This window comes from Collinsella aerofaciens (assembly GCF_040920445.1).
Lineage (GTDB): Bacteria > Actinomycetota > Coriobacteriia > Coriobacteriales > Coriobacteriaceae > Collinsella > Collinsella aerofaciens_BH.
In genome coordinates this window covers 1-6678 of record NZ_JBCOTQ010000057.1, presented here as the reverse complement: position 1 = coordinate 6678, position 6678 = coordinate 1, and the positions used below count along the sequence as shown (strand labels likewise).

Annotated in this window: 7 protein-coding genes; 4 read left to right on the top strand and 3 right to left on the bottom strand. The window is 58.4% G+C overall.

The window, feature by feature from the left end; translation table 11 throughout:
• Window positions 1–1964 (bottom strand): transporter substrate-binding domain-containing protein (locus AB5405_RS08480; RefSeq protein WP_368138182.1); only part of this gene is annotated, 1964 nt, incomplete at its 3' end.
• Between the two features lie 228 nt (window positions 1965–2192).
• Between AB5405_RS08480 and AB5405_RS08475 the strand changes: the two genes are divergently transcribed.
• The 4 genes from AB5405_RS08475 to AB5405_RS08460 all read left to right on the top strand — a co-directional run bounded on the left by AB5405_RS08475 (window position 2193) and on the right by AB5405_RS08460 (window position 5445).
• A complete protein-coding gene (locus AB5405_RS08475) occupies window positions 2193–2618 on the top strand; it encodes a potassium channel family protein (RefSeq protein WP_368138181.1) in 426 nt (141 codons plus the stop codon).
• Between the two features lie 36 nt (window positions 2619–2654).
• Window positions 2655–3188, top strand: coding sequence for a TIGR00730 family Rossman fold protein (locus tag AB5405_RS08470; RefSeq protein WP_368138180.1), 534 nt, complete (start codon window positions 2655–2657; stop codon window positions 3186–3188).
• A 125-nt stretch (window positions 3189–3313) separates the two neighbouring features.
• Complete coding sequence (locus AB5405_RS08465) at window positions 3314–4618, top strand: chloride channel protein (RefSeq protein WP_368138179.1); 1305 nt, start codon at window positions 3314–3316, stop codon at window positions 4616–4618.
• Window positions 4619–4653: 35 nt separating this feature from the next.
• Window positions 4654–5445, top strand: a complete 792-nt coding sequence (locus AB5405_RS08460) for an EFR1 family ferrodoxin (protein ID WP_368138178.1) — start codon at window positions 4654–4656, stop codon at window positions 5443–5445.
• Between the two features lie 15 nt (window positions 5446–5460).
• On the opposite strand, the gene AB5405_RS08455 is transcribed toward AB5405_RS08460, so the two are convergent.
• Window positions 5461–6336 carry an EamA family transporter gene (locus AB5405_RS08455; RefSeq protein WP_368138177.1) on the bottom strand — a complete coding sequence of 292 codons (876 nt, stop codon included), beginning with the start codon at window positions 6334–6336 and terminating at the stop codon, window positions 5461–5463.
• 68 nt (window positions 6337–6404) lie between these two features.
• On the bottom strand, window positions 6405–6678 hold a 274-nt coding region (locus AB5405_RS08450), incomplete at its 5' end, for a hypothetical protein (protein WP_368138176.1).

Sequence of the window (6678 nt, the reverse complement as noted above, 5' to 3'; positions counted from 1 at the left end):
CTATTGTCCTGCATTGTGATGCCGTTACTGGACGCGCGGAGCTTGCACAGCACCAGCGTATCGTCACAGAGCTCTTTGAGGTTAAAAGGCGCATGTTCCAGTGTTAGCTTGCGGTCTTCGATTTTTCCCATCTCGAGGATGTCGTTGATCAGCGAGAGCAGGTGATTGGCGGCAACGCGCGCCTTGGCACGGCTCTCGCGGGCGACTTGCATATCGCCTTCCTTCAATTCCTCAATTTCGATAAGGCCTAGGATGCCGTTGAGCGGCGTGCGGATGTCGTGGCTCATGCGCGTGAGGAATGCCGTCTTAGCGGCGTTGGCAGCATCGGCTTTTTTGCGCTCGGTTCGAGCGCGCACGAGCGCCCAGATGAGCAGGACGATGCCGACCGACAACATACCGATGAGGGTAGCGGCAATGGCGGTGCGGTTGCGATAAAGGAATTGAAGCGTGTTGGATTCCTGGGCCGTGTACGACGTGGAGGAGAAATTGCTTGCGGAGAGCGATTCTCCGGCATTGATGATGCCCTTGTTGATGATTCCCAACAGCTCGGGTTTTCCGCGCGAAATCCAGCACGAGAGCTCACAGGTGTCAGGGAGCTCGGTCGTCTCGCAGTCCTCGAGATCGTAACGGTCACCGATGGTTTTTACGCGTGAACTGGGAGCGACGATGCAGTGCGCCGTTCCCTTCCTGAGGGCGTCGAACGCTTCATCATCGGATTGGTATTCGGTTACGGTTGCTGTGGGGAACAGACTTTCAAGTTCATTTTTGTTGACAAACGACGATTTGGTACAGGCGATGTTCTGAAGGTCTTTGTTCAGGTTGCTGCCGGTGTGGATGGCGGTGAGGGGCATGGTCCCCAACGATATCGACTGCACAACGCCTGTTTGCTCGGCAAACCAGTAATCTCGGTATACCGGTAGCGCAACGTCTATGCTTCCCTTTGACAAGGCCTTTGACATCATCTTGTAGCTATCAAAGGCGACGGTTTTGACCGTAATGCCAAATTTATCGTGCAGCGTCGTCGCAAGCGATGCGAGCGAACCTTCCATTTCGCCGTCTTCGTCTTCGTTACAGTAGGGGAGTTTGCCCGTAATGTAGCCGAGCGTGATGGTGTTGTCATTTGCTTTGAGCCAGGAACGTTCGGGGCTGTTGAGCGATGATGAACCGCTGTTTTGGGCCGAGTAGTTAGATTTGACTTCGTCGATATAGCGTGGGTTGACGCGGGCGATTGCCGTCATGGCGGCATTGATGTCGTCCATCAGGTCGGGGCGACTTTTGGGGACGGCAAAGTAGTAGTCGCTCGAACCAATGTAGAACATGGGGGAGGCGCTGGGCGACGAGGTCGTGTCGTTCATGATGATGGCGTCGACCTCGCCGTTTGCCAGCGCATCGAAAAGGTCACCGTTACTGCTGATTTCCTTATAGGTACAGGTAATGCCTTCGTTGGCGAGCCACTGCTGGCCAACGAAGGTTTGCATAACGCCGGGGTTGCAGCCGATAGTGAGACCCTGGAGTGCTTGAGGGTCACCCTTTGCGAGGTCGTCACGGTCGGGCCTGGCGTAGATGTAGTAGCGCTCGGTGCCCTCGGGGTTCGAGGAAAAGAGCAGCTTTTGGGCGCGTTCCTCGGAGTAGGAGATGTTGGGCATGAGGTCGATCTCGCCCGCCTCGAGCATGTCCATAAGCTCAGTGAAGGTGCCGGAGACGTATTCGTACTGCCAGCCGGGCGTGTAGTACGACAGAGTCTGGAGGTACTCGTAACCCCATCCCGAGAGACGCTCGCCGGGGGTGCCGTTCTGGAAGCCCTCGTTGCTGACGAGCCAGCCGACGCGGACCGTCTTGACTTGCTGATCGGTATTGGCGGCATAGATGGGGGCGGGCATGATGGTGCTCAGTATGGCGAGCGCGGCAAGCGCGACGGCCAGGGTGCGATATATAACTGAACGAAGGACAGCGGAAGCTCTCACATGCAATCCTAACGAATCGAGACATTACCGCATAAGGATACCAGCTCAGCCTGCCCAGTCGGCAGCTGCACCGCTAAACGGTCCCGCCCGGCACTGACGACTAGTCATCGGGGACGTTCTTGTTTGACTAGTCATTTAAGAACGTCCCCGATGACTAGTTCCGTTTGCGGGGGAGGCGTGGGACAATACCGAGCGAATGTGATTGGGCGTCTGGGAAAAGGGGTCGCGATGAACAAGTTGAGGACGCTTGCCGATGTGTTGCGACAGGCTGGCTTTGCGCGCATCACGGGCCTGTTTCTTATCTTTTACCTGCTGTGCTCGACGGCCGTCTGGTTGTCCGAGCCCACGACCCTCACGTTTGGCGATGGCCTGTGGTTTAGCTTTGAGACGGTCTCGACCATCGGCTTTGGTGACATTCCGGCCGAAACACCGGTCGCCCGTGCTATTACCGTCGTCTTGAGCGTTATCAGCATTTTCTACATCGCCATGATCACGGGCGTGGCGGTGAACTACTGCAATACGCTTATCAAGATGCGCCAAAAGGACACCATGGCGCGCTTTATGGACGATCTGGAGCATTTGGAAGAGCTCGATCGCGACGAGCTCGCCGACCTGTCGCGTCGCGTGCGCGAATATCGTCGACGCCAGCGCTAGAACGGGCGCCGCGCGTCACGATTGGGGGGACTGAATATGAATATCACCGTGTATCTGGGCGCCAGCGTCGGCAATGACCCGGCGTTTCTGCCTGCGGTGCAAGAGCTGGGCAACTGGATTGGCTCCAACGGGCACGCGCTGGTATACGGCGGGTCCAAATCGGGCCTGATGGGTGCGCTTGCCGATAGCGTACTCGATGCTGGCGGTCATGTGACGGGTGTGGAGCCGATCTTTTTTATCGAGGCCGAGTTTCAGCACGATGGCATCGACGACCTTATCGTGACGAGTGATATGGCAGGGCGCAAGGCCAAGATGATTGAGCTCGGCGATGCGTTCATCGCCTTTCCCGGTGGGACGGGCACGCTCGAGGAGATTGCCGAGGTCATGTCTGCGGTGTCGTTGGGGCACCTGAGTGCTCCGTGCATCCTGTATAACCTGGACGGTTACTACAACGATCTCAAGGCGCTGCTCGGGCACATGATTGATAAAGGGCTTTCGAGCCCGAGGCGCCAGCGCGGCATCTACTTTGCCGACGATTTGCGCGAGATTGCCTCGATTATCAACGGATAAGCCTTGAGCCTGCCCCACTATGACTCCCAATGGTGCCGTTTGCGGCGCAGACGGTTGGCTTGTCTGGGCCACACTCGCTCTACAATAAAACGTATCTATGTCGACTTTGACCGCGGGAGGACCCGATGGATAAGCTTGCCAAACCCACAAATCGTGCGCTGTTTTTAGTCAGTGTTGCTGTTACCGGTGCGCTTGCCGGCGCTGCGGTCTGGCTGTTCTTCTTTGCGATGGAGCACGGTATCGATTGCCTGTGGACCGAGATTCCGCACGCGCTGGGTGTCTCTTCGCCCGAACTCGCCAGCGGCCCGTTTGGCTTTTTGCCGTACCCGTTTTTTGTCTGCCTGCTGGGCGGCCTGGTGATTGGCCTGTACGAAAAGATGACGGGCACCAAGACCGATGACCTCAACCAGGTGATGGCAAAGGTTAAGCAAGACGGGCGCTACCCGTACGACAACCTGGGCAAGCTTTCGCTCGCGGCATTGCTGCCGCTGCTGTTTGGTGGAAGTATTGGACCGGAGGCCGGTCTGACCGGCGTTATCGCAGGTCTGTGCAGCTGGGTCGGCGACCGTATGCGTCGCTTTGGCGCCGAGTTTAGGGAGCTCACGCTGCTGGGCACCCAGGCTGCTCTGACGGCGCTCTTTACCGCGCCCGTGTTTGGCTTTGTGGCGCCGCTTGCCGGAAGTGCTGACGGCCAGGGTGCCGGCGATGGTGAGGATTCCGAATCCGGTGAGATCACCATCAGGCTGCCCAAGGCGCAAAAGACCGTGGTTTACGGCATCGCGATTGCTGGCGGCCTGGGCACCTACCTGCTGCTCGGCCAGCTCATGGGCGGCGGCATGGGTATGCCGAGGTTCGAGGCTGCCGTGGTGGGCAATCTGGAGCTTATCTGGCTCATCCCTCTGTCGCTGATCGGAACAATCTGCGGCTGGCTGTACTTTGTCTCTGAGCACGCGAGCGAAGCGCTTGCTCATGCAATAGGGGCGCGCCCTGTCGTCAAAGCCATGCTGGCCGGTCTGGCGCTCGCCATCTGCGGCACGGTCCTGCCCTACACCATGTTTGCCGGCGAGACCCAGGCCGACGTGCTCATGGAAACCTACCTGACCATCCCCGCCGGCGTGCTTATCGCGACCGGTCTTGTTAAGGCCATGCTGACGCCCGCCCTCATCAACCTTGGTTGGCGCGGCGGTCACTTCTTCCCGGTTATCTTCTCGGGTGTGAGCCTGGGCTATGGCCTTGCTATCCTCACCGGCGCCGATCCGGTCTTTTGCGTCGCCGTCTGCACGGCATCGACGATGGGCGCCGTCATGCGCCAGCCGGTCATGGTCGTGGGCCTGCTGCTCATGTGCTTCCCACTCAAGGGTATCGTCTGCATGATCATCGCCGCCGTTATCGCCGCCGGCATTCCGCTGCCCAAGCCGCTGCGCAAGTAGCACGGTTTTTCACGAGTCAATTCCAGAGGCGCGAGATGATTCTGTACTTTAGCGCGACGGGGAACAGCGATCATGTAGCCCGTCGCATTGCGGCGGCGACAGACGACAAAGTTATGTCGATTGAGTGTTTTGATGCCGAGGCCCTTCACCTTGCTGTGACGGAAGGTCCCTGCCAGCTGGGGGTTGTCGCCCCGGTGTATGCCTGGGGCTTGCCGACGCCGATGATCGAGTTTTTAAAGACTGCCGACCTGTCGATTGCTGCCGGCGCAAAGGGCGGCGAGCACCCGTATACGTTCTATGTCTCGACGTATGGTTCGACGACCGGGCAATCGGGCAAGTTTGCCCGCGATCTGCTACACGAGAGTGGACTCGAGTTGGATGCAGCGATGAGCGTCAAGATGCCCGATACCTGGACGCCCGTGTTTGATTTGTCCGACTCCAAAAAAGTCGAGAACATCAACAAGGCGGCCGAGGTGCAGATCGATGCTGTGATCGAAGCGGTGCGGGAGCGGCGCACGGGCGACATGATGCGCCATCGCGTGCCCCTGTTTGCATCGTGCGCGTATCACGCGTTTGGGCTGCCGCGCATGCAGCAGACGAGCAAGTTTGCCGTTGATGCTAGCCGTTGCATCGGCTGTGGCCTCTGCGCTAAACGCTGTCCCATGGTGGCAATTGAGATGCGCGACGGTCTTCCCGTCTGGACAAAGCCGGAGTGCGCAGCCTGCCTTCGTTGCCTGCACTGTTGTCCAAAATTTGCCATCTCGCACGGTAAGCGCACGGCATCCCACGGTCAGTACAGGCATCCCAAACCAGGTGTGAGGATGTAGCGGCTGCTGGCCGCGCTATTTCCAAATCGCGAGCGCGGCGGTGCCCAGGACGATGAGGGCGAGACCGATGGCGTTGCGTCGTGAGAGTTTTTCGTTGAATGCCAGGCGCGCAAATAGTACCGATACGACAATCGATAGTTTGTCGATCTGCACCACGACGCTCACCTGGCCTGTGGCGATGGCGTAGTAATAGAGCAGCCACGATGCTCCGGTCGCGATGCCCGATGTTGCGAGAAATGTGAGTTCGCGCCGGTCAGCGTGCGCGACCTGATCCAGTTTTCCCTTGGCTGCCACGATCGCCCATGCCATAACCAGTACCACGCAGGTGCGGATTGCCGTGGCCAGGTTTGACTCGACGCCTTCGATGCCAACCTTGGCAAGGATGGACGTGAGCGCCGCGAACACGGCGGCGCCGAGGGCGTAAGCGAGCCAGGTCCGGTCTTGCTGCTGCTCGGGTCCGGCAGACTGCTTCTTCTCGATCATTAAAAACGTGCCGAGGGTGATGGCAGCGGTTCCCACGAGCTTAACCGCAAGGTTGCTCGTCTCGCCAAAAAGCACGATGGCGATCAGTGCGGCGAGTACGGTGCTCATCTTGTCGACCGGTACGACCTTATTGACGTCTCCGATGCCCAACGCCTTAAAGTAACAAATCCACGAAGCACCGGTAGCGAGTCCCGAGAGGACGAGAAAGAGCCAAGATCTGGGTTCGATGCTGCCGATGGTTCCAATGGATCCAGAAATGCCCGCCATTGCCCAGGCGAAAACGAGCACCACGCAGGTGCGAATGGCCGTCGCGACATCGGAGTCGGTCTGCTTGATGCCGCATTTGGCCAAGATGGATGTGATGCCGGCAAAGAATGCTGACGCAAATGCTGCTGCGACCCACGACACGGGTTGAGCGCCTCCTCAAAAAAGACCACGCCAGATCTATGGCGCATGTCCAATGATACCGCGCTTGCCTATAGGTTGCGTGCCCGGTAGACCTTGGTGCTGATGGCGCAGCTGACAGCGCCAAGGACGACCGTTGCCAGCGCGGCAATTCCTGCGCACAGGAAGCCAAGAACGGAAGGATCGGGATTCGCCCCGGCAATCATCGACATGAGCTGGTTGCTGATGGGGTTGAATGAGTTTAGCGTGACCATGATAAGGCACATGTATAGGGCGTATAGACCAACGGATAGGCGTTGCGCCTTCATGTGTTCAAATCGAAAGAACAGAGGCAGTACCAAAAAC

Excerpts from the sequence above, each read along its gene's own strand:
- AB5405_RS08475 (WP_368138181.1), top strand. The coding sequence starts at position 2,193 with ATGAACAAGTTGAGGACGCTTGCCGATGTGTTGCGACAGGCTGGCTTT.
- AB5405_RS08470 (WP_368138180.1), top strand. The coding sequence starts at position 2,655 with ATGAATATCACCGTGTATCTGGGCGCCAGCGTCGGCAATGACCCGGCG.
- AB5405_RS08465 (WP_368138179.1), top strand. The coding sequence starts at position 3,314 with ATGGATAAGCTTGCCAAACCCACAAATCGTGCGCTGTTTTTAGTCAGT.
- AB5405_RS08460 (WP_368138178.1), top strand. The coding sequence starts at position 4,654 with ATGATTCTGTACTTTAGCGCGACGGGGAACAGCGATCATGTAGCCCGT.